At 40.4% G+C, this 22577-nt stretch carries 18 protein-coding genes; 5 read left to right on the top strand and 13 right to left on the bottom strand.

Annotation, left to right across the window (positions count from 1 at the left end):
* Positions 1-424 precede the first annotated feature (424 nt).
* The 3 genes from NJ959_RS07790 to NJ959_RS07780 form a co-directional block, all read right to left on the bottom strand.
* A complete protein-coding gene (locus tag NJ959_RS07790; protein ID WP_254011191.1) occupies positions 425-1873 on the bottom strand; it encodes a hybrid sensor histidine kinase/response regulator in 1449 nt (482 codons plus the stop codon).
* Between the two features lie 27 nt (positions 1874-1900).
* Positions 1901-3994, bottom strand: coding sequence for a response regulator (locus tag NJ959_RS07785; RefSeq protein ID WP_254011190.1), 2094 nt, complete (start codon positions 3992-3994; stop codon positions 1901-1903).
* Between the two features lie 208 nt (positions 3995-4202).
* Positions 4203-6197, bottom strand: coding sequence for a response regulator (locus tag NJ959_RS07780; RefSeq protein WP_254011189.1), 1995 nt, complete (start codon positions 6195-6197; stop codon positions 4203-4205).
* A 357-nt stretch (positions 6198-6554) separates the two neighbouring features.
* On the opposite strand from NJ959_RS07780, the gene NJ959_RS07775 reads away from it, so the two are divergent.
* Positions 6555-7325, top strand: a complete 771-nt coding sequence (locus NJ959_RS07775) for a DUF4079 domain-containing protein (RefSeq protein WP_254011188.1) — start codon at positions 6555-6557, stop codon at positions 7323-7325.
* Between the two features lie 107 nt (positions 7326-7432).
* On the top strand, positions 7433-7840 hold the full coding sequence (locus tag NJ959_RS07770) for an acyl-CoA thioesterase (RefSeq protein WP_254011187.1): 408 nt from the start codon (positions 7433-7435) through the stop codon (positions 7838-7840).
* A gap of 12 nt (positions 7841-7852) precedes the next feature.
* Here the strand turns inward: NJ959_RS07770 and NJ959_RS07765 are convergent, their stop codons facing one another.
* Together NJ959_RS07765 and NJ959_RS07760 are read right to left on the bottom strand one after the other, a co-directional pair.
* Positions 7853-9514, bottom strand: coding sequence for a dynamin family protein (locus tag NJ959_RS07765; RefSeq protein WP_254011186.1), 1662 nt, complete (start codon positions 9512-9514; stop codon positions 7853-7855).
* 60 nt (positions 9515-9574) lie between these two features.
* Positions 9575-10102 (bottom strand): leucine-rich repeat domain-containing protein, encoded by a 528-nt coding sequence (locus NJ959_RS07760; RefSeq protein WP_254011185.1) that lies wholly within the window; start codon positions 10100-10102, stop codon positions 9575-9577.
* A 170-nt stretch (positions 10103-10272) separates the two neighbouring features.
* Between NJ959_RS07760 and NJ959_RS07755 the strand changes: the two genes are divergently transcribed.
* A complete protein-coding gene (locus NJ959_RS07755; protein ID WP_254011184.1) occupies positions 10273-11769 on the top strand; it encodes an aromatic ring-hydroxylating dioxygenase subunit alpha in 1497 nt (498 codons plus the stop codon).
* A gap of 397 nt (positions 11770-12166) precedes the next feature.
* Here the strand turns inward: NJ959_RS07755 and NJ959_RS07750 are convergent, their stop codons facing one another.
* The 8 genes from NJ959_RS07750 to pgl all read right to left on the bottom strand — a co-directional run bounded on the left by NJ959_RS07750 (position 12167) and on the right by pgl (position 20360).
* Positions 12167-14242 (bottom strand): dynamin family protein, encoded by a 2076-nt coding sequence (locus NJ959_RS07750; protein ID WP_254011183.1) that lies wholly within the window; start codon positions 14240-14242, stop codon positions 12167-12169.
* A 201-nt stretch (positions 14243-14443) separates the two neighbouring features.
* Complete coding sequence (locus NJ959_RS07745) at positions 14444-14674, bottom strand: hypothetical protein (RefSeq protein ID WP_254011182.1); 231 nt, start codon at positions 14672-14674, stop codon at positions 14444-14446.
* Positions 14675-14753: 79 nt separating this feature from the next.
* Positions 14754-15134: a VOC family protein gene (locus tag NJ959_RS07740; RefSeq protein WP_254011181.1), complete on the bottom strand. Its 381-nt coding sequence runs from the start codon at positions 15132-15134 to the stop codon at positions 14754-14756.
* Positions 15135-15291: 157 nt separating this feature from the next.
* Positions 15292-17379: a dynamin family protein gene (locus NJ959_RS07735; protein WP_254011180.1), complete on the bottom strand. Its 2088-nt coding sequence runs from the start codon at positions 17377-17379 to the stop codon at positions 15292-15294.
* 73 nt (positions 17380-17452) lie between these two features.
* Positions 17453-17767, bottom strand: a complete 315-nt coding sequence (locus tag NJ959_RS07730; RefSeq protein ID WP_254011179.1) for a hypothetical protein — start codon at positions 17765-17767, stop codon at positions 17453-17455.
* Positions 17768-17937: 170 nt separating this feature from the next.
* Positions 17938-18354 carry an FHA domain-containing protein gene (locus NJ959_RS07725; protein WP_254011178.1) on the bottom strand — a complete coding sequence of 139 codons (417 nt, stop codon included), beginning with the start codon at positions 18352-18354 and terminating at the stop codon, positions 17938-17940.
* Between the two features lie 247 nt (positions 18355-18601).
* Positions 18602-19438 (bottom strand): double zinc ribbon and FHA domain-containing protein, encoded by an 837-nt coding sequence (locus tag NJ959_RS07720; protein ID WP_254011177.1) that lies wholly within the window; start codon positions 19436-19438, stop codon positions 18602-18604.
* Positions 19439-19634: 196 nt separating this feature from the next.
* Positions 19635-20360 carry a 6-phosphogluconolactonase gene (pgl, locus tag NJ959_RS07715; protein WP_254011176.1) on the bottom strand — a complete coding sequence of 242 codons (726 nt, stop codon included), beginning with the start codon at positions 20358-20360 and terminating at the stop codon, positions 19635-19637.
* A 278-nt stretch (positions 20361-20638) separates the two neighbouring features.
* On the opposite strand from pgl, the gene hpsJ-B reads away from it, so the two are divergent.
* Both hpsJ-B and NJ959_RS07705 read left to right on the top strand, forming a co-directional pair.
* Entirely contained in the window at positions 20639-21382 is a 744-nt protein-coding gene (gene hpsJ-B, locus NJ959_RS07710; RefSeq protein WP_254011175.1) for a hormogonium polysaccharide biosynthesis protein HpsJ, read from the top strand.
* Between the two features lie 277 nt (positions 21383-21659).
* On the top strand, positions 21660-22559 hold the full coding sequence (locus NJ959_RS07705; protein WP_254011174.1) for a glycosyltransferase family 2 protein: 900 nt from the start codon (positions 21660-21662) through the stop codon (positions 22557-22559).
* Positions 22560-22577: the final 18 nt, after the last annotated feature.

Below are 22577 nucleotides of genomic sequence, written 5' to 3'. Positions count from 1 at the left end.
TCAGTTTGGTGGTGAGAGGAAACGGGGGGCATAATCTACGCGATATATCCATAACTGGTTGGTTTTTAAACTGGAATAAAGTGTAGGTTTTTTGATTGGAAACCTACAAAACCAACTCGGATTTCTCCGGTAAGGTTAGCTATGCCTACGGCACGCTTCGCGAACGACAAAGTTAGCGGTCGGTACTTTCTCTTAAGCACTGTCTCCCAAACGACTGTTTAACCTAAGAGTTTTAGAGCGAAAGACTAGCTACGCATCCTTCGGTAAGAACTTAAACGCTTGCCACTAACGTAGGTAAGTCGACCTGAGTCTGGTCAACTAGGGCTATCTTACAAGCCCCCGTTATAGTCGGTACTCCGATTTAACGGTGGGTTGTTGACGAGTAAATAATCTCACCACTTACCACTTACCTCTAAACTCCCGATTATACATGCATTATTGCGCACTGAGTATTAGTTGTTGCGATAGATATTTTACTAGGAACGATTGGTAACTTGATCGCAAATTCAGTTCCCTTGCCGATGGCTGAATTACACCTCATTTCACCGCCATGTTTTTCGACAACTATCTGATAGCTAATCGATAAGCCCAAACCTCTGCCACTCCCGACTGGTTTTGTGGTAAAAAATGGGTCAAATATCCGTTTTAGCACATCCTCACTAATTCCAGTGCCATTATCGGCAATCCTAATAATAACGTATGGATTAGGTGGTAAATCTGAAGTTGAAACTCCGAATTGTTCCTCTATCTCCCCATCTTCCCGTCTCCCCATAGAAGTAGAAATCCTGATTACTCCTGTAGAAGGTGATTTTGCCAATACGTCAATGGCATTATTCAGCAGATTCATAAAGACTTGATTCAACTGACTAATATAACAAGTAACTTTTGGCAGTTCACCATAGTCTTTAATTATTTTAATTTCATCTCTACAGCCCTCTCCTACTAGTCTGTGATTTAAAACTTTTAGGGTACGATCGATATTTTCATGAATATCTACAGATTTTATCTCTGATTCATTAAGTTTAGAAAAAATCTGTAAAGAACGGACAATCTGATGAATTCGTTCAGCCCCTGTTTCCATTGAATCTACTAATTTTGACCAATCTTCTACCAAATACTCTAATTCAATTTGCTCAATTCTCTCTTGAATTATTGGTATTAACTCAGGGCAATTTTCCTGATATAATTCAATCAGACCGATCAAATCTTGAATATATTGGCGGACAATATAAAGATTTCCGTAGATAAAGTTAACTGGGTTGTTGATTTCGTGAGCTACTCCCGCAACCATTTGCCCCAAACTGGACATTTTTTCAGAGTGAATAAGTTGCACCTGAGTCCGTTTTAATTCATTTAAGGTTCTTTCTAGCTCTTGTGATTTTTTTCGTTCTCGTGCTTCACTTTGTCGCAAACATTCCTCCGCTTGCTTGCGAACTTCAATTTCTTGTTGGAGTTGAGTATTTTGCTCTTTTAGTTGTTTTGATAGTTGTTGGATTGTCAGTTGATTTTCGATCCGTGCTAAAACCTCTTCTACTTGAAATGGTTTACTAATGTAGTCAACTCCACCGATTGTAAAGGCTTTCACTTTATCAAATGCTTCATTAAGTGCGCTCAAAAAAATTACTGGGATGTCGCGGGTTTTCTCTCTGGCTTTCAGTCGTTTACAGACTTCGTAACCATCCAGATCCGGCATCATAATATCGAGTAAAATTAGATCTGGAAGAGCGGCTAATTCAGCATTCACAACCATCGATCCAGAAATTGACCTTTGAACTTTATAACCAGATTTTATCAGTAAACTAGATAGAACATGGAGGTTATTGGGTTGATCGTCAACGATTAATATTTTGATGTCTTGGTTATTTATTTCCATGGGATATTTTGGGATTAATTATCCTAACTAATGTTTTTGATTATTCGATCGAGAGTCAATTGATAATTGAACCAAACGAAGGATAATATCCAGACGAAAATTATCGAGCAACTCAGTTAATTTTACGCCTAGTGATTTGTTGCTTTCTGGTATTTGCTCGATCAATTGGAGAACCATATCTTCATCTAGGTTTTTAGTAGCTTTCTCTAACTCCCGCAACCAGATTGATGGCATTATTGCCATTTCCTCTAGTAAGAAGGAATCAGATTTTTCGCTGAAGGTATTAAAAGTTCGGTGAACTTTTGTTGATTCATGCAAATCTTCATAAACGTAGCGCACTCCTAAATACTGACCGATCTTATCAAAAATAACCTCTTCAGTAAAGGGCTTTCGGACGAAATCATCACAACCTGCTGACAAAAGCTCTCCTCGTCTCTCTTCAAAGGCACTGGCTGATAGCGCAATAATAATAGTATGGGGATTTTGGATTAGAGATTCCCGATTAGATTGGGAATTCTCCTCTATTTCTCCTGCTTTCCTTTCTTCCCCTACTTCACTTCGCACTATTATCCCCCTTTCCCTACGTCGAATCTCTTGAGTTGCCTGAATTCCATTCATTACAGGCATCCTTGTATCCATCCAAATTAGGTGAGGTTGAAATGCTAACCACTGAGTCATGGCTTCTTCACCATTTTCCGCCTCAATTACTTCAAAACCAATGGGTTGTAAGAGTTTAAGTAGTAGCAAGCGATTTTCTCTGGTATCATCCACTACTAAAATTCGGTAGGATTCCCGCTCGGGTTGTAATCCAATTACTCGCTGTCGCGGTTTGGCAATAATTTCCGATTCATCTGCTAATCCTAGTTTGATATTAAACCTAAAAATTGTGCCTCGATCAACTGTACTGCTAACAGTAATTTCTCCTCCCATCATTTGGACAAATTTTTGAGTTATTGCTAAACCCAATCCTGCTCCTTCTTCAGATTTCCTGCCTGTTTCTGTTTGAGCAAAAGCCTGAAAGATAGTATCAATTTCATCAGGATCAATTCCAGAGCCTGTATCTTCGACTTCAAATATTAGGGAGTGGGTTTTTTGGAGTGGGTTTTTTGGAATGGGGGACAATTGTTCCTCTCCCTTATTTTTTTTTTCACTTCCGATCCTGATATCGGCTCTTTCATCACTCAATCTCACTCGCAATACTACACCCCCTGATTGAGTAAATTTGATTGCATTTCCAATCAGATTAATCAAACAGCCCCGCAGTTTTTGCTGATCTGTTTTGATATATTGAGGTACAGCAGAAGAAACCAGAATCATTAGATAAAGACCATTTTGTTCGGCTTTCATCTGAAACATTTCTTCAATGGAGTCAAGGAAACGATAAAGATCCAAGCTATTTAGATTTAATAGAAATCTACCTGACTCTATTTTTGATAATTCTAAAACATCATCAATTAATCCTAGTAAATATTCTCCACTATGATTAATAATTTCTAGATATTCTTGCTGCTCATCGCTTAAGCATTTATCACGGTGCATAAGTTGGGTAAAACCCAGGATTGCGTTAAGTGGTGTCCTCAACTCATGGCTCATATTCGCCACAAAATCACTTTTAGCTTTTGATGCTGCTTCTGCTGTTTTTTCTGCTTTGCATCTTTCGATTATTTCCTGTTGTAATTGTTGATTTTGTGTTTGTAATTCCTGGGATTTTTCGATCAGTTGTTTATTGAGATGACGAACGATTAGTTGATTTTTTACTCGTGCTAATACTTCTTCAATTTGAAATGGCTTTGTGATATAATCAACAGCACCAATTTGAAATGCTCTGACTTTATCTAAAACATCATCAAGAGCGCTTAAAAAAATTATCGGAATAGCTTGAGTTTTGGGATTGGCTTTCAATTGTTCGCAAACTGCGTAGCCATCTAAATCTGGCATTCGGATATCGAGTAAAATCACATCGGGAGGATCTGCTTGTGCTGCTTTAATTCCCATTTTACCTTTTGCTGCACCCCGCACTATATATCCTTGATTGGATAAGGTTGTGGATAAAAGTTGTATATCCGATCGTTTATCATCGATAATTAAAATATTGCCTGGAATGGTTGTTTGTTGATTCATTGTTTGTTGTTTGTTGGTTAAATCAATATATCTCTTTTCATATCGATTAAGTATATCTTAGAAACCCGGTTTCTTGAAGAAACCGGGTTTCTAGAGTTTCTATGTACCTCACTATGCGAGAAAAGGCTATAATATCTGTAACAGGCAAGATACCTGTTCTACAATAAATAACAAATAACAAATAACAAATAACAAATAACAAATAAGACTAATTGATAGTACATTCGATTAAATCAATAATACGATCGCAACGGAATTGATTCACCCAATCGCTGAGAGTTTGAGCTAAAAGATTGTGGCTGGGGGGAATTTGTGATATCAGTTGAAAAATTCGATCGTTGTTAATACTTTCAGCAGCTTCATATAGCTCATCAATCCACGTTTGTGGCATAACTGAGAGAGATTCAAGAAGAGAGGTTTCACAAACATTAGTATCGGATTTGCGACTGAGAGTTTCTTCCTCTTGATATATATAACGAATTCCTAGGAATTGAGCCATCTTTTCAAAAATAATTGGTTCTCGAAAAGGCTTCCGGACAAAATCATCACACCCTGCTGCTACAATTACTGATTCTTCTTCTTCAAAAGTACTAGCAGTGATGGCAATAATTACAGTAGGAGAATGAGGTATGGTGAATCGATCTTTGTCTTGCAATATTTTACTCTGTATTCGTCTAATTTCTTTAGTTGTTTCGTAACCATCCATAATCGGCATTCTCACATCCATCCAGATCAAATCTGGTTGCCAAAGTTCCCATATTTCCATTGCCTCTTTACCATTACTAGCTTCTTTTAGATCGAAACCAATTGGTGACAGCATTTTAATAAGTAATTGGCGATTCTCCCATTTGTCATCTACAATTAATATCCGACAAACAGGTTGGTTTCGTTCCAGAGCAATAGCTCGCCGCATTGGTGCTTTGATTTCAATATCTTTGGCATCAACCAAACTGATAGGAATATTGAATCGGAAGGTACTACCGGAACCTTTTTGAGAATTCACAGTAATTTTGCCACCCATCATTTCTATAAAAGATCGAGTAATAGCTAAACCCAAACCCGTACCTTCTGATGATTTTTTACCTAGTTTAGTTTGAGTAAATGGTTCAAAAATATTGTGAATTTCATCAGGAGCAATACCAATTCCGGTGTCTTCAATTTCAAAATAAAGCAAATTAGCGTTCGGCGATTGATGTTGGGAATAATTAATCTCTCGTGAATTTTGATTTTTAATCTTTAAAGTTACACTGCCTTCAGGAGTAAACTTAATCCCATTATTGAGTAAGTTAATCAAGATTTGGCGTAACTTAACCCGATCGGCTCGTACATATTGAGGTAGATGTGGATTGCGATCGCAAACAAACTGAATTCCCCGCTCGTCAGCCTTCAATTGGAACATATTTTCTAGATCGTCGAGGAAATCAATTAAGTGAAAATTTGTTTCATTGAGAGTCATTCTTCCCGCTTCAATTTTCGATAAATCTAATACATTGTTAATTAACCTGAGTAGGTGTTCTCCACTACGGTTGATAATATTGATATTTTCTTTCTGTTGCGGATCGAGGCTTAAGGAGTGCTGCATCAGTTGGCTAAAGCCAAGAATAGTATTGAGTGGCGATCGCAATTCGTGGCTCATGTTGGCTAAAAATTCGCTTTTAGCTTTGTTGGCAACTTCAGCGGCAATGACAGCTTGTTGGAGTTCAAGAGTTCGTTCAGTAACCTTTTGTTCCAGTTGGGCATTTAATTGTTCTAGTTGGGCATTTAATTGTTGTAATGTTTCATTTTGTCTTGCCAACTGTTGTTCTTGGTTGTACCTGTGTAAAGCCTCTTTAACAGTCAATATTAGATCGGTTTCCGCCCAAGGTTTGGCTATGTAGCGATATAATTTAGCGTTATGAACTGCATTATCTACTCCTTCAATATCTGCTTGTTCGGTTAACATTATCTTCAATGTTTTAGGATACTGATCGTGAATTTTGATCAGGAGTTCATCTCCCTTCATTCCTGGCATGATGTAATCGGAAATTACCAGGGCTACTTCTCTTCCTGATTCTTGGAGATCTGCTAAAATCTCTAAAGCTTTTTCTCCACTTTCAGCGGCTTCAATCTCGTAATTATTACCCAAATTACGCTTAAGCTGCTCGGTAAAACTATCTAAAATGATACATTCATCGCCAACGCATACTATTGCCAGGGGAGTCATACTTATTTTATGTCGATCGCAAAGGGAACAAGGAACAGAAAATAGCAAATATATAATTAAGCACTCAGGGTAGGCTTAGGGATAAATATACAGCAGATTGCAGGTTTATGAAGTACACCAGAGAAACCGGGTTTCGCCGAAGTTACCCGGTTTCTCTGTCGGCTCCACATTCCGTACTTCAAATGGTAGTATAAAAAAAGTTCAGGTCGAGGGAGACGAGTCTAAGTAGAAATACTCAATAAACTCAGCGGCAGAGTTGAGCCTAACTAACCTTTTTATCTCTTTCTCTAGATCCCCTCAGCGTATTTTAATCACCCTTGGCGAAAATAATATATCCTGATACTTTAAGGGTTGTTTATGGATCTCAAAGATATAATTTTATTGCTCCATCCTGCGATCGCAGTTGCTGTTGTCTTTCCCATGATTGGGATTGTAGTTAATCGCGCTTGGCAAACTCGCCAGCGTCGTATGGAAACAGCAAAGGGGGGTAAAAGCAAAATTCCCCCTGTTGTGGGAGCGGAACATTTACAAATTGGGCGTTGGTTAACTGGCTCTGTTGTGGGTATTACTTTATTGGCATTAGCCTACGGAACTTTCAAGAAAATTTTGACTAATGGAGTTTGGAATACAGCACCTTTTAAGGTGATCTTGATAATACTACTCTATGGTGTGACTATTACCTCTCTCGTGTTGCTTTATAAAGCCAAAGAAAAACAATGGCGAGGTATTTTCGCCACTTTAACTGGAATGGGTGTAGTGATTCTTGGTTTTCAGGATGGGGTTTTCCGTCGGGACAATGAATGGTTTGTCTCTCACTTCTATTATGGAATTGTTGCGACTATTCTGATGATTTTTTCTTTGGCAATTGTCCAGGATATCTATCAAGATCGTTCCCATCGCTGGCGTAATGTCCATATTATACTTAACTGCATCGCCCTGTTATTATTTATTGGGCAAGGTATGACAGGCACGCGGGATTTACTGGAGATTCCTTTAAGCTGGCAGGAAGAGTATATTTATAAGTGTGATTACGAGAAGAAAACTTGTGGTAATATATCACCATCACCAAGTAGTCAAGTTCCCGGAATCAATAGGGATCAGTTGTTGGCAAAGAGTAATAATCTTTAATAGCTAATGGCTAATGGCTAATGGCTAATTGTAAATTGGAGATTTCTTACCTCTGCCATTAGCGATTAGCCATTAGCAACCCTAAAGTAGTTTGATGAATATCTATCATGTCATTTACATATAACCGCACAATTCACTTTCAAGATACCGATGCTGCTGGTGTCATCTATTTTGCTAATGTTTTATCAATGTGCCATGAAGCTTATGAAGAATCTTTAGGAATAGCTGGTATCAACCTCAAAACATTTTTTAGTAACTCATCCACAGCAATTCCCATTGTTCATACTTCGGCAGACTTTTTCGCTCCTATGTTTTGCGGTGACAAGTTGTCGATCAACTTGATACCTCAACAATTAAGTGAGACAAAGTTTGAAATTGTTTATGAAATTGTGGCAGATTCATCATCCCAACAGATATTAGCTAAAGCAATGACTCGACATGTTTGTATCAATCCCATAACTCGAACCAGAACCCCATTTCCTGATGCAATAGTTCAATGGTTAGGAAGAGTTTAGAGGTTTACCACCCTACATACTTAAGTCTTCACTCAAATTATGCAATAAAGTTTGTAATAACTGTAACTGATGGTGCTGAGTTGTGATTTTTAATGCTTCTTCTTTTACATGACAATTAATAATTGTTTCTGCTATCTGCTCGTATTCCTGTAATACTGCAAATGCTTCTGTAGTAAAATGAGTCAAGTAGTCTTTAGCCGCTTCTCTATATGCTTGTACTACTAAATCTAAATAAGAAACAGATGATTTTGGTACTTCTGATTCATTTGAACCTTTGCCAAATAAATAGGTTGCTCCGCCAACAACGGCTGCTCCCACTACTCCTGCTAACATCCAACCTAATCCTGTAGCAATAGCAAGAGGTGTCACATTACCTGATTCTTTAGAAGTATTAGGTTGTAGTGGAGGTGGGGGAAGAATAATTTCTGGGGGATTGGGAAAAGGAATAGTTAACTCTGGAGGTTGATGGCAATCGAAAAATTCACTAGCTTGATTAACCCATTTTATAATATCTTCTTGATATTCTGCGATCGCAATTTTAAAAATCTCCTCTTCCCAAATAGCAAAAGTGCCGTTTTGTAACGCTGAAGCCAATTCCGATTGATATCGCTCGATTAGTTTGGGTAAGTACAACCAACCTTGGAAGTCAGAAACACTAGCCGAGAAGCCTTTTTGAATCAGTTTCTGTGCTTTTTGTTTTATCTCTAGTTTGGCTTTATCCTTCGCTTCGGCGGCGGTTATTTCAGCAGATATGGCTTGGGCTTTGGTTTCTCCAGCTTGTTGGATGGAAATTGCGATCGCTTCGACACGGGGAAACTGAATGGCAGTCTTTTCCTGTTTGGCGGCAACAATACTTTGCAGTGCTGATTCAAAAATGCCCAATCCAGTAATTTGGGCGGCGGCGGTATCGCCTTTAAGTCTTGCTCTTAAGGCAGGTAAGGCATCAACTCGATATAAATTACTGATATTATTGGGTAATTCTGAGCGAAAGCTTTCGGCGACAAATAGTAATCGATTGTAGACTTGTTTTTGCTCATCTGGTTCTAATAAATTCAGAAAATTAGCGACAAATACAACAGTTTTAATCCCTCTATCCATTAACCAATCTCTCAGATGTTCACGTTCCCCTAATGTCATTAGTTTTCTGGCATCAAGAACTTGAATTACTAAATCTGCTGTGAGTAATTGTTCCCGTACTAAAGCATCTTGTGCTTCTCTATCGTCAGTTCCCGGTAAATCTAGTAATTCTACACCCGTTTGGAGGAAAGGATGGGGACAAAAAACTTCTACTTTTGCCACGTCATCTCGCATTCTTCTATTATCATCTAGAATAGCAAATTGTTTGAGAATATCTGTCCCATTTTCAGTAATTTCTCTACTATTTGTGAGGGTAATGCGAGTTTGGAGTTCCCTACCATATCTAACATGAATGGCTGCGCCTGTGGTGGGAATTAAATCGATTGGGAGGGTACGTTGTCCCAGAATGGCATTGAGTAGAGTTGATTTACCGTAATTAAAAGGACCAAATACAGCGATACGGAAGATGGGATTTTCTAGATATTGGCAAATTGCGATGCCGTCTCGATATAATGGGGATGTTCGATCTAATTCTAGTATCCCAATGATAGCTCTGAGATTATTGGCGAGGTTTTGATAATTTTCCGAGTTTTTCATATTGTTTTTTATTCCATTCAATTGATCGATTAAAATTTACAATCAATAATTATATCTATGTCAAAATACACAGATATATCCTGGCTTGACAGGACAGATTTGATTGGTGAGAGGATTTTCCTTGATTACCAGTAATTTTAGCTGTGTTAGAGATGACAGAGGTGTAATTTCAGAAATATGATTGCTAGTTAGAGTTAGAATATTCAAATTGGTTAGAGATGATAACGGTGCAATATCGCTGATTTTATTAAAACAGAGATTGAGTATAGTCAAGTTAGTAAGGAATGCCAGTGGTTGAATGTCAATAATATGATTTTGACACAAATTGAGAATAGTTATATTTTTTAGAAATGAAATAGGCGTAATATTATCGATTTTATTGTCACTCAGACTAAGCTCCATTAGGTTTATTAATTCTTTCAGAAGATTTTCTTTCTGGAAACACCAATCAGCAAAACTTTTCGTCGTTCCTGTCTCCTCTTGAGAAATTCCATAGACAGGAAAACTAGAGATACTCTCAAAAAGAGATAATGCGATAATTGCTGCCAACTTAGTAAAAGCATTCTTCAAGTAATTTTTTTGTTTCAAATACCAGTAAAGCTTCATATACATCTATATTAAGATAGCCTGACTACAAGTATAGTATACTCTATAGATTAAAATTTGGCTTTTTAAGTAAATTTTCTTTCGCTTTGGGTGTTATGATTATAATTGAAGATGAGACAATTCTAACAAGCTACAAAAATAAAGGAGTATCTGTGACTACCCAGACTAGTCTACAAGAAGATCGGACTATTGAACAATTCAAAACGGAAGAGGAAAGCACCTTCCCATGGACAAAACAGTGGTATCCAATCGCCGTTGTAGATTTCCTAGATTCATCTCGTCCTCATGCGATGCAATTACTAGGAAAAGATATTGTCTTGTGGCGAGATGGAGAGAACAAATGGCGTTGCTTTGAAGATTTTTGTCCCCATCGACTCGCCCCACTTTCTGAAGGTCGCGTTGAATCCGATGGTACACTTTTATGTGCATACCACGCTTGGCGCTTTGATGGTGAGGGGAAATGTGTCAGGATTCCCCAATCTAAAGATAAGGAAACTGAGGCAAAACATTGCTCAAACAAAAAGTCTTCTGCTATTGCCTATCCCACACAGGAAATTCAGGGTTTGTTGTGGGTATGGCCTGAATCAGGTGACCAAGCACAGATTGAAAGTCAATTAAGGAAACCGCGAATTATTCCAGAAATTGAGGAGAATTCTGACAGGGTAGTTAAGCTTTTTTGGAATATCCGGGATCTCCCTTATGGCTGGGACTTTTTCATGGAAAATGTAGTAGATCCCGCCCATGTACCTGTCTCTCACCACGGGATTGTTGGCAATCGTTATCAGGATGCCAAGTACTACGATATGCTTCGCGTCAGGGAGATGTCTACCCAAGAAGGATTTTCTTTTGAAATAACACCTACTGCACCCCATATCGCCCAAGCGGTTAATGATTTTCAACCGCCTTGTCACATGAGAATTGTCTCAAATTTTAAAGATGGCGGGAAACTCATCTTGGCTTTATACGCTAGTCCGACTCGCCCCGGATGGTGTCGTCATATTGGATGTCAAGTGTTTGTGAAAAATGATGCAGGAAAAACACCAAAAGGTTTGGGATTTTTTGGATTACCGATGCCAATTTGGTTAGGTCATGTTTTGGCTTCCCTCTTCCTCCATCAGGATGCGGTATTTCTCCATTATCAAGAGAAAACTATCGCGAAACGAGGCAAAAATAGATGGCTGGATGCCGTCTATACGCCTAATCCTCAAGATAAGATGACTATTGCCTTTCGTCAGTGGCTGGAAAAAAGAGCCGGAGGTGGTATACCTTGGGCATCAGAATGTAATTCAGAATTGCCATCAGCAGAAAGAGACAAGCAGAAATTATTTGATGTCTGGACAACTCATACTCAACATTGTCAGGTTTGCCAAAATGCCTTGAAAAATATTAACCGTCTTTCAGTTTTGGCTTATGTGGTAGCTGTGATATCTTTTGCTGTAGGTGTAATGGTGGATGGACGATATGTGGCGATGAAAGTAGCGGCGATGCCGATACAACAAACAACCACATCTTTTTTAACCGTTATCCCTCCCGCAGGATTTTGGTGGGCGCTTGGCAGTGCCATTCTATTTGGAATAGTCGGATACCTCCTGAAGAAATTCAGTCGGCTTTTCTATGTTTATGAGTTTGAACATGCTCATAATGATTGATAAGTAAAAAATCGTAATTAAAGTAATCATAAACTCATCGGGGAAAAAGGTAAAAAATAGTTATCTCCCCAGAAATATGCCTTCACCATTCCCCGGAATAGTTCTCAGTTTTGAATTATAGCAGTCGCCAGGGCGGTTAAGACATTCTCAGGTAAGGTAAGTTAACAAGGGGAGCATCTCAAGATCTTGCACCAGTGGCCAAAACCGCCAGTGGCTATCAGCCACTGTCTAATAGCTAAAGTCCTTTAAAACGGACTAAAATCAGGATTAATAGTCGGTTTCAACCGACTTTAGCTATTAGACAGAGAATTTATTCTCTGGCGGGTTTTTGGGGTTATTGAACATGGTGCAAGATCTCAGGAGCATCCCACTTTGGCAAAGATACTCGTTAACAGTTTTAAGCTACTGCGATAAAATTTTGATACGCTGTCTCTAAATTCCCCAATTCTGAAGAAACATCTATTTCCAGTTGTCTCAACCGCGCCAATTCTGCACCATGATTAATTTCATGGGATTCCTTTTGAGCGATTAAATTATCCAACTCAGCTTTACGCGCCTTAATATCATCATTCATCCGCTCAGTCACTTCCTTCTCGTACACTTCAAAACACTCTTTAACTGCATCATGAATAGGTTGCCATTGCTGCTGCGCCACCTGCGGCAAATATTTTACCAACTCTTTTTTAGCTGCTTTCACCAATTCTTTCCGCGCTTGATCCGCTTGGACAACCCCAACTCCCAAACCAAGTAATGCTAACCCTATGGGACCTAAAACAATCCCGGAAACTGCGGTAATCATCGCCCCAACTCCCATCACTGTAATAAAGTTGAGTACAATATTTTTCCAATCAAATCCTGCACCAGCCATAGCCACACCAGCAATATTTCCCCTAGCTAAAGAAAACAATCCTGCTGCCCATTTTGCCCAGGAGGGAGAATTATCTTCATTTGTTGAACCCATGACAGGAGGTATCTTTTGCCCCGTTAATTTCTCAGTAATTTTATCAGTTACTTTAGTATAAGAAGCCCCGTAACTTGCCGCACTCTTAGATAACTGTAAAAAAGCCCCATCCATCTCTTTCTCCGCAGTGATACTCCAAGCAGCCAATTTATCATTAACATAGCGCTCAAAAGCTTCTCTGAGTCCAGCTTCAAAGGCTTCCCTTTTTCCTGAACTTAAAAAGTCCATAAATCGTAAATCTGGTTGATAGTGCAAGAAATCTATTTCAAAAGTATTTCCTAAATTCAAAACATAGCTGCGAAATGAATCAGCAATAGTTTTGGCTTTACTATCCCGAACAGATTTAATTTCATCCTTAAATTGATAGCAAATCTCATTAAGTTTCTTAAATTCTGGTTCCACCGAGTTAATCCGTTCTTTCAATTGTTTCACATCCGCATCTAGCAAAGGAATGCGACGTTCAATTGCTTCCTTAACGCGAGTGTAACTTTGACGTGCAATGGTTCTCGATTGCCGTAATTCTGAAATAGCCCTTTCCTGAGTCAAAAATGTGCTAAGTGCGCCCATAAACTCTGGAAAACCAGTTTTATCTAGAGAAGCAGATGAATTCTTTAATCGCAATCTTAGTGCTTTAATTGCCGAGATTTCAAATACTCTCTCCTCGTAAATATCGCAGCCATCTACCTGACAATAATCTGCTAAGTTAGCTTTAAAAACTCGCCGCAGTCGATTTTCTGCCTCCGCGATTTCTTCAGTATCGTCGGGATCGATTAAACTCTCGCGAACCTGATCCCAAGCATTAATTAGAAAGAATACACCTAAACCTCGCCCTTTAATATAATTTTCCAAATAACGGCGTTCCGCTAGAGTGCAAGGCTGTGTTGCTCTCAATACAAATAGAATCGCATGGCAATTATTGATATAACCAAGAGAGAGTTCGTTCCGCGCTTCCGTATCATTTAATCCGGGACTATCTACAATTTCAATACCCTTTTCTAGCAGAGCTAAGGGATATTCGACAACGGCATAGTCAACATTAGGGAAGGCTTGTTTCTGTTCTTTTTCCAGTCTCTTGGCTTCAGCAGGATCGATGGTGTAGCGCTGTTTGAAGCTTTTAAAGTCAATCTGCTCTGGTGGTGTGCGATCGTTAAAATAAACAGTTACTTTCTTTTCTGTACCGTAGCGCAAAACTGTTAATAGTGCGGTGCAAGGATTGACATCTGATGGTAATAAATTCTCACCAATTAAGGCATTTAGAAAAGTACTTTTGCCTCGTTTCATATCCCCTAAAACCAGTAAACGAAATACTCCTTCTCGTAAATTATCACTGGCTTTGCTTAAATCTTCTATATCTCTGACTAAACCTAGTTCACCGGAGGTATTTTTACCTTCTGATTCACCTCTTGTGAGAGTCTGTGCCATATTATTCAGACAACTCGCTACTTGGGATCTGACTTTGGCTACTCTATCTAAGTCGTTGATAAAACTCTCTGTTTGCCGTTTATAACTCATAACTAACCCTCGCCACTCCCTCTAAATCTTTCGTAAAAATGTTTCTTTCCAGTTGATCGCTCATTGTAATTAAAGAATAGGTAAGAGGCAAACAACTTGATCGCTTATCTTTATTTTACCTTGGCTATCCAAATTTTGGATATTAAATAAACTGTTAATTCAATTTGAGACAGGATCGGCAAGCGCGAGGAAGTATTACACTTATCCTGGTGCAACTGCCACGATTCCTTCAGGAGTGTATAGTGTGAAATCATCCACATTCAATGTGAGAATATGGGATCTAGCATTGACTTTCATTGATGCAACCAGACGGGCATCGTGAAATTGAACTCCTAAAACAGCGAATTTGACAACCAATCTGCGCCATTCCTGATAAACTTCGGAACTACAGCGGTTCCCTCTCTTATGAGGTACAGTAGCAGAAATTAACAAACCAATTGCTTAAATGTGTTTTGCGTTGGCGGTCTAACGGTCCAAGTACGAAATGATTTTCTTGAATTCGCCTTTCAAGCTATTTCATTGAGTGCAAGCCAAACATGTTGCCTTCAGAATCTATAGCGAGAGAAATAAAGCCATATTCGCCAATAGACATTTTAGGCTTTTTGATACGACCACCTGCTGCTTCAACTTTAGATTCTTCGACTGCACAATCTTCACATGAAAAATAAATCAAAGTACTATTTCCACTAGCTGTAAAGCCCTCCATTTTGACAAGGGCACCGCTAGCACCATACTTCTCCATATCCGACGGAAATGACAACATTTCGATACTGGTATCATTGGGGTCACTCAATACATCCAAATTCACACTAAGCACGGATTCATAAAATTGCTTGGCTCTAGCTAAATCATCTACATAGATTTCAAACCAAGCTACAGGATTATTTGCCATGATATTTCTCCTCAATAATTATTAATTTGCCTAAAGTTGGTGAGGTTTCCCAAAAGTGCAAGGATTTTGAACCTAATCGCACTATAACCCTGGACTTTTTTGGATAAAAAAGCACTGAAACCTAATATACCTTATGCCTTAATTCAGCAAGCCCGAATTAAACCGACAAAGGTTCGAGAATCAAGTCATGGTACAATGACTCAATATTACGGCATTCAGACAATACATTTGAGTCTAATGCTTTGAGCCGCTCTAATTCAGTTTCATGATTAATTTCACGAGATTGTTTTTTCTCAATCAGATTTTCTAATTCAGATTTACGAGATTTGATATCGTCATTGAGTCGCTTAGTTACTTCTCGCTCATAGGCATCAAAAGTATCTTTTACTGCTTGATTAATTGGTTGCCATTGCTCTTTTGCTACCTGGGGTAGATATTTGACAAACTCTTTTTTGGTTGCTTGAATTAATTCTTTGCGGGCTTCATCTGCTTGGACTGCACCCACACCTAAACCCAGTAACATGAAGCCTATTGGTCCTGTAATTAAGGAAATAGAAAATATAGATAGAAAACTCCAAATCCCAAATACGGCAATCCAATTCACTAAAATCTTTTTCCAATCAAAGCCAGCACCAGCTAAAACTAATCCCGCCACGTTAGCAGATGCTAGTGAAATAAATCCCATTGCCCAACTAGCCCAAGAAGGTGAATCATCTCCGGTATTAATTTTGCCAGTTGTATATAGTTTTTGCCCGATTAGCTTTTCATTAATTGAGTTGGCGACTTGATTGTACGTTGCACCTAATGTAGCCGCACTTTTTGCTAGTTGAGCAAAGGCATCTTGCATCTCTCCTTCCGCAGTTAGTTCCCACGCAGATATTTTATCGTTTAAATATTGCTCAAATGCTTGTTTAAATGCAGCATTAAATTCTTCCCGCTTTCCCTGTTGTAGAGAATCCCAGAAACCAATATCAGGTTGATAGCGTAAAAAATCTGATTCAAAGGTATTTTCCAAACTTAGTACAAATGTCCGAAATGAATCGGCGATTGCTCTGGCTTTCTTATCCCGCATCCCGCGAATTTCATATTGGAAGCGATCGCGAATTTCATTAAATTGCTCGAATTCCGGTTCAACAGAATGAATCCGGCGTTTTAATTCCTCAACATCTTCATTAAGTAAGGGGATGCGGCGCTCAATTGCATCATGGAGGCGGGTATAGGTTTGTCGTGCAATTGTTCTCGCTTGCCGCAGTTGAGCAACAGCCCTTTCCTGAGTTAAAAATTTATTCAGGGCATTCATAAAGTCGGTAAAACCTGTCCCTTCTAACCCATCTTCTGGATTTTTGATCCGTCGCCGCAGGGCATTCAGAGCAGAAATCTCAAATACTCGTTCATCATAAATATTCTTGCCATCCACTTGACAATAATCAGCTAAATTGGTTTGGAATACTTCACGGAGTCTATTCTCAGCTTCTGCCAATTCTTCTAAGTTATCGGGATCGATAATGCCTTTTCTGATTTCATCCCAAGCATTGACAAGGAAGAAAACACTTAATCCCCGCCCTTTGATATAGTTTTCTAGATAGCGCCGTTCCTCTAGAGTACAAGGTTGAACAGCTCGGAAGACAAAAAGAATGGCGTGGCAGTCGTTGATATAATTGAGAGAAAGTTCGTTCCGTGCTTCTGTATCGTTCAGCCCCGGACTATCTACAATTTCTATCCCTTTTTCTAGTAACGGCAATGGATATTCCACCACGGCATGGTCAAGATCAGGAAAAGCCAGCTTTTTCTCTTCTTCTAATTGCTTTGCCTCATTCGCTTCAATCGTGTATTTTTGCTTAAAGCTGGCAAAATCTAAGTGTTCTGGCGGTTTTCCTTCTTTAAAATAAACGGTAACTTTTTTTTCCTTACCATAGCGTAAAATAGTGAGCAAAGCCGTACAAGGATTTACATCAGAGGGTAAAATATTATCACCAATTAAAGCATTAAGAAAGGTACTCTTGCCCCGTTTTAAATCCCCCAATACCATCAACCGAAACACCCCCTTCCGCAAGTTTTCGCTAGCGATAGTGATGTCTTCGATCTCCCTTGCCATACCCAATTTACCAGATATTTCTGCCCCCTCTAGTTCAGCTTTATTGATAGTTTCGGCAATTTGACTCAGATGATTAGCTACCTGATTGCGGGCTTTAATAACTCGATCTAAATCTCTAAGAAAGTTCATATTTTCAGCGTTGTAGCTCATTGTTTTTACCTTATAAAAGGGATGTAAAATGGGGGTTTAATTCAAAAAAACTTTTACCTTCAATATTCAACCTTCATCCTTTGCCTTCTAAGAATATTTTGTATCCAATAAAAGCAATAATCCCAACAATAACTAAACCAGCAATTACTGTACTAACCCGAACCACAACATAACCTACCACCACAAAGGCTGCAAATTTGCCAAATAGAACCAGTTTTCTACCCCATTGTTGCAGTTTACCCTCCGGCTGCTCGTGCTTAACAGTTTGATACAATGGCGGCGGATTAATTTCCGCCTCCAATTCCCGAAGTCGGAGGGCTTGCTCTCGCTTCTTTATCTCTTGTTCAAGGCGCTTAAGTTCCTGTTCTTTGTCATTGGGAGAATTCATCTGACTCAACCCCATATAGGACTATAAAATACTATTTCTAGCGATGGGTTAGTAGTGCTGCCTGTTCTAGAGCGCCACTTTAACTGGATTTTCTATAACTTTAACCTTCGATCCTCACAATTGGCTAGAGGAAATTAAGAAATGTTAACGCTAAGACGAGGATTTTCCTGTTATTTCTGTTTACCTTCAGCATCGACAAGAGTCTCTTTGAATTCTTGCTCTACCCCATTTTTCTGGGAAGCACTTCTCTTTCCTAAAGCGGCTTTTCGCCGAGCATTTGATGTGGCATCGTCAATTTCAATCTTTATTTTTGGTCCGGAACTAGCTAAACGAATAATCATCCCATCGACAACGGGCATTTCGGTAATGCGCTTGCCATCAATATAAGTACCATTAGCCCCTAAACTGATAATTTCCCACCCGCCACCTTTGTGCCTCAGCTCGACATGATAGCGGGAAACTACAGCACTATAGAGAATGACATCATTATCTGTGGAGCGACCGATCCGAATCACCGATTTAGATTCAAAAGGCCAAGTTTGAACGGCCACAGATTGGAGAGGATGCAGTAGGGTCAGAGTAATCACAAATGTTACATCTTTCTTATATAAAGACTTTTTTCAAAGACTTTCGCCTAACTACCTAAAACTCTTGCAAATTCCCATACCGATCGATTTGGAATTGTTCTTCTCGATCGACTGGAGTTTTCGCAAGAGATAGTAACCAGGCTAGCACTTAACAAACCTAGTCGGCAATTTCTGCCCACCCCTCGCCTCACAATCCATGGAGCGATCGCACGATCAGCAACGATCGCCCCATGGATTGTCCAGAGACTCAGGAACTTTGGAACAAAAATGTCACAAGATCTCCTTTGCCCAAGCTAATGCGATCGCCTGGACGCAACTTATGGCGATTCCCACTGGCCAAAGGAGTGTGATTGATGTAAGTACCGTTAGCACTCCCGACATCTTCAATATAGTAGGCATCACCTTCTACTCGGATATCGGCATGAATCCGGGACACGATATCAGAATTGGGAAAACCAGAAACATCAATATCTGGGGGAATGCGATCGTTGGGTTTCCCGATATGAATCACCGACAAATTCGAGGGTAATTCAATATTGGCATTAGTTTGCAGGTGGAGCAGACTAGCTGACTGGGTTTGCAAAATAGTACCGGAGAACGCGGCGCTTCTAGGCGTTGGCGTAGGGGGGGCACTGATTGGTACTGGAGGGACTGATATGGGAGTGGGAAGAGCAGAAGGAGGAGGAGGGGCAGAAACTGGGGAAAGAGGCATTGATGTTTCCTCTTCTTCTAATGGTGTCGATTGACTGATAATGGTTGCTGGCAGATTGGGATCTGAATCGGGCATTGGGACTTCAGCGTTAATAAGGATAGGTTCAAGTTCCACAAGCGGTTCGGGATTTACCAAGTCTGGTATTCCTGATACTTGGGTGGGGACAGGTACCCCCTCTGTGGGGGGATCAGTTTCCTCAATTGGGGCACTAGGCTTTAAGTTAACCCCACACTGGCCGCAGAAAGTAGCATCCGTCTGAACAGTAGCCCCGCAGTTTGGACAATTAGTCGTTGTCGGTAAAGGGGTAAAGCAGGCTTCGCATTGACTAGCGCCGTCGGGATTTTTGTGATTGCAGTTAGGGCAGACAATCATAAGTTCAAAGTTAAAAGTTAAAAGTCAAGACCAAAACAGAGTCCTTCTCCAGCCATAATAACCTGCTACACCTATTCGCCACCCCATAAGGAAAAAGGATCGAGGATCAAGTGTCAACGATCAAAAGTTAATATTTCAGAGACACCTAATAGATTTTTCTCCGTTACTAGCTCTCGATAGTTTCAGCCTTCATCCTTCATTCTTCATATTTCAGTTCACCCGCTTCCCCGTCTAAAAGCCACCACAGTTCTTCCTGGGGTTGAATTAACCTGGCAGGATAGGTAAAAGGATCGGCATCCGGGGCAAAAATCTGAGCGAGTGCTGGGCGTTTACTTGCGCCAGCGACTAGAAAAAGAACAGAGCGAGCCTGGTTAATCAGTGGGGCAGTAAAAGTAATTCTCGGTTGACCGTCTTTGTTACCCACAGTGACTAGGCCGTTTTGAACTTGCAGCGCCTCTGTATGGGGAAAAAGAGAGGCAGTATGGGCATCATCACCGATACCCAATAAAATTACATCAAACTGGGGAAACTGCCCAGCCTCGATCCCGAAAAACTCCCGTAATTGGGCTTCATGCTTAGTAGCATCTGCGGCTGGAGTTTCACCATCTGTGGGCATAGGGTGAATGTTACTTTCAGGAATATCAACCTTGTCCAACCACGCCTGACGAGCCATCCCTTGATTGCTATCTGGATGATTCGGACTCACATAGCGTTCATCGCCCCAAAAGACATGAATTTTATCCCAAGGGAGATCCTGAGTTGCGATCGCACCATACAATGGTTTGGGGGTACTCCCACCAGCTAAAACAATCGTACAGCGCCCCCTCTCGCTGATAGCGGATTGGATTTTAGTCAAGACAAGCTCAATCCCACGCTCGATCAGAGCTGGCTTGTCTGGTAAAACTTCAATAATTTTTTTCATAGACCCCTTGACATCATTTCAAATTTAGTTAGCTTAGATTGCCAGATTTGTTTATCCCTAAGCAACAATAACCGAAAATGCCATCCCTGTAGAGAGTCTAGAGACGAAGTAGAGCAGGGAGGGTAGTTTAATAAGTTAATATGGGCACGTGGGCGCGATCGATCCATCATTTTCCATCACGTGGGTACTCCGTAGATCAGGGGACAAATAGCACATTTGGGGGATCTTGCCCAGTAAAGTGGAAAGTGGCTAATCGCATTTGTCAAAATTATCACCTTATGAAAAGTACTTCTGTCTATTCCCCGTACACAGCCCTGGCGCTTAAGATAGTCGGGACGATCATGATTGTCTCCTCTCTGTTAGATTTCGTCATCTTGGCAATTCCGTTTGAGCCACTGAAACCGGAGTGGCAATTCGGCTTTACAACTCAGATGGTTGACCGGGGTATTATTCCTATGGTAGGAATCGCATTTTTATTGGTCGGCTATTGGATCAGCAGCAATATGGGGTCCTCAGAGCAAGGATCGGTTATTACAGATTTGCGCTTCTGGGCATTAATTCTTTCTATTGTCTTGGGATTACTCTTTCTGCTCCTAGTGCCATTGCACTTTAAAAATGTGGGCGTGCAAAGCAATCAGGCTCTCGAACAGATTAGCCAAAGAGCCGATCAAGCGGAAAAGGAACTGAAAACCCAAACAGACCAAGTTAGTGCCCTCGTTAAAGATCCAAAACGATTTGACGAGCTAGAAAAAGCAATTTCTGGCGGTCAAGTTCAAGGAGAACAACTCCAACGGTTACAGGCTATCAGAGACCAATTGCAGGCGATTAAGCAAGATCCCACAGCCCTCCAGAAAAGAATCGATCAGGCTAAAACTCAAATTGGTACTGGCAAGCTAGATGCAGAGAAGCAGGCGAGAACCGCAGCGTTGAAGTCAGGGTTACGGACTGGTATATCTAGCCTGCTTTTAGCAATTGGCTATAGTGTGATTGGCGCTATGGGATTGCGCAGCTTGGGGAGTTAGGGGATTATCAACCCCGATGCAGAAGTCCGAAGTTAACAGTCCGAAGTCAGGAGAAATATCTATATACCAAACTTCTCCTGAACCACTGGAATTGTCAACTTTTGAACTTCTGAACTCAAGTATCTTAATTAGTAGTCGTCCCCACTGCCAGTCCTGGTAATCCCAATTCCATCTACCCCATACTCTCACCCTGCCACTGGCAAGGGCGACGACTATCGGGGTTCTCAATTTGAGAAAGCATCAAATGTGAGTTACATTGTTTTATGCTGAGTTTGAAATGTTCTCGATTTATATCCTCACCCACAACGAAGAACTCGATATTGCTGCTTGTATTGAGTCAGCACAGCTCTCCGACGACATTATTGTAGTTGATTCCTTCAGTAGCGATCGCACTGTCGAAATTGCTAATAGCAAGGGAGTGCGAGTTCTCCAACACACCTTTGAAAGTCATGGTCGTCAGCGCACCTGGATGATCAAAGAAGTTCCCATCAAGTACGATTGGGCTTACATCCTGGAAGCAGATGAACGGATGACTCCTGAATTATTTGCCGAATCCCTCGAAGCCATCAAAACCTCTGAGTACGTGGGCTACTACGTTGCCGAGCGCGTCATGTTTATGAATCAATGGATTCGGCGTTCCACTCAATACCCTCGTTATCAGTTACGTCTATTTCACAAAGACAAGGTTTGGTTCACCGATTACGGTCATACCGAACGAGAAGTCTGTGATGGTAAAACTGGTTTCTTACAAGAAACCTACCCTCACTATACTTGCTCTAAGGGGATGTCTCGCTGGATCGAAAAGCACAATCGCTACTCAACTGACGAAGCGATAGAAACCATGCGTCAGCTAGAAACAGGAAGTGTTAACTGGAAAGATTTGATTTGGGGGCGCAATGAAATCATCAGACGGCGCACCCTTAAAGATTTGTCTCTCCGGCTACCAGGACGACCATTTTGGCGCTTCCTCTATATGTATTTTTTCCTAGGCGGCTGTCTAGATGGCCCTGCTGGATTTACTTGGTGTACTCTACAGGCTTTTTATGAGTATCTGATCTTACTTAAAGTATGGGAACTCAAATATCAGCCTCAATCCTCAATAGATGATATGGGTAGCAGCACACCTCTGCCAGACAAACAGGTTGAGAAAAGAGCCATTAGTTCTTCTTCACCTTAGATATGGGGGAGTGGGGAG

The sequence above is a fragment of the Limnofasciculus baicalensis BBK-W-15 genome, from assembly GCF_024178385.1.
GTDB classification, from domain to species: domain Bacteria; phylum Cyanobacteriota; class Cyanobacteriia; order Cyanobacteriales; family Coleofasciculaceae; genus Limnofasciculus; species Limnofasciculus baicalensis.
Note: the sequence above shows the minus strand (reverse complement) of the source record. Positions and strands in the feature narration are given on the sequence as shown.